Here is a 1571-nt window from a genome sequence, read left to right on the forward strand (position 1 = left end):
TCCTGCATCGGCGGCCTCACCGACACCGCCGAGCCGGCGTGGAACCCGACCACCAGCGACCACGGCACCCACGTGGCGGGCACCATCGCCGCCGCGGTCAACGGCGTCGGCGTCACCGGCGTCGCCCCGGGTGTGAAGGTCGCCGCCGTCAAGGTGGTCAACGACGACGGCTACATCTTCCCGGAGGCCGCGGTCTGCGGGTTCATGTGGGCCGCCGAGCACGGCTTCCAGCTCACCAACAACAGCTACTACATCGACCCGTGGCAGCTGAACTGCCGCAACGACGCCCGCCAGCGTCCGGTGTGGCAGGCCGTGCAGCGGGCGCTGCGCTACTCGCAGTCGCAGGGCGTGCTGCACGTGGCGTCGGCCGGCAACGCGAACTTCGACCTGGCCCACAAGATCACCGACACCGGCAGCCCGAACAACGGCACGCCGGAGGAGCGCGCGAACCTCACCAACGCCTGCCTGGTCCTCCCGGCCGAGGCGCCGGGCGTGGTGACCGTCGCCGCCGTCGGCCCGACCGGTGACAAGAGCTACTACTCCTCGTACGGCCAGGGCGTGATCGACGTGACCGCGCCCGGTGGCGACACCCGGTTCCGGACCCAGGGCGCGCGCTCGACGTCCACCGACGGCATTCTGTCCACCACCTTCAACACCGCCACCCGTACCAACGGGTGGGGCTACAAACAGGGCACCTCGATGTCCGGCCCGCACGCCGCGGGCGTCGCGGCGCTGGCGCTGTCCGCGCACCCGGGCATGACGCCGGGCCAGCTCTCCTCGTTCCTGGAGCGCACGGCGGTGGCGAAGTCCTGCCCGGCGGGCGTGTACAACCCGGTGCCGCTGATCCCGGCGGGCCCGAACGCGTACGACGCGACCTGCTCCGGCGGGAAGCGCAACGGGTTCTACGGCGCCGGTGTCGTGGACGCGTACAACGCGGTGAAGTAACCCGTACCCGCGTGGACCGGGCCCGGCGAGCGCGCCGGGCCCGGTCTGTTTGTCCTGGTCGGGCCCCGGGTAGGGGGGCAGCGTCAGCCGACTATAGGAGGTAACCGGTGTCCACCGACGCGATCGTCCTGCTCAAGGAGGACCACAAGGAGATCCGCCGCCTGTTCAAGGCCTTCCAGGAGGCCGAGGAGGGACCGGCGAGCAAGCGCGGGAAGATCGTCGAGCAGATCCTCGAGGCGCTGACGGTGCACACCTACCTGGAGAACGAGGTGATGTACCCGGAGGTCCGCAAGCTGGTGCCCGACGTCGAGGACGACATCCTGGAGTCGTACGAGGAGCACCACGTCGCGGACGTGCTCTGCTTCGAGCTGTTCACCATGGACGCCGACGACGAGCGGTTCAACGCCAAGACGACGGTGCTGATCGAGAACGTGCTGCACCACGTCGAGGAGGAGGAGCAGGAGTGGTTCCCGAAGGTCCGGGAGGCGCTCGGCCGTAACCAGCTCCAGGAGATCGGCCAGCGGATGCTCGACCTGCGCCCGAAGGCCCCGAAGACGCCGACCGCCCCGAAGGCGCTGAAGAAGTCCCTCGATGCCGTGGTCGCCTGACACCGGCCGCGGGGGGGG

2 protein-coding genes are annotated in these 1571 nt (G+C 70.1%); both read left to right on the forward strand.

Features of this window, described 5'->3' with window-relative positions; all coding sequences use genetic code 11:
• Positions 1-945, forward strand: a 945-nt coding sequence (locus tag KBX39_RS30800) for a S8 family serine peptidase (RefSeq protein ID WP_210873911.1), incomplete at its 5' end; no start/stop codon positions are given.
• Positions 946-1052: 107 nt separating this feature from the next.
• A complete protein-coding gene (locus KBX39_RS30805; RefSeq protein WP_030499909.1) occupies positions 1053-1553 on the forward strand; it encodes a hemerythrin domain-containing protein in 501 nt (166 codons plus the stop codon).
• Positions 1554-1571 lie beyond the last annotated feature (18 nt).

The organism is Micromonospora sp. D75, assembly GCF_018070405.1.
Lineage (GTDB): Bacteria > Actinomycetota > Actinomycetes > Mycobacteriales > Micromonosporaceae > Micromonospora > Micromonospora chalcea.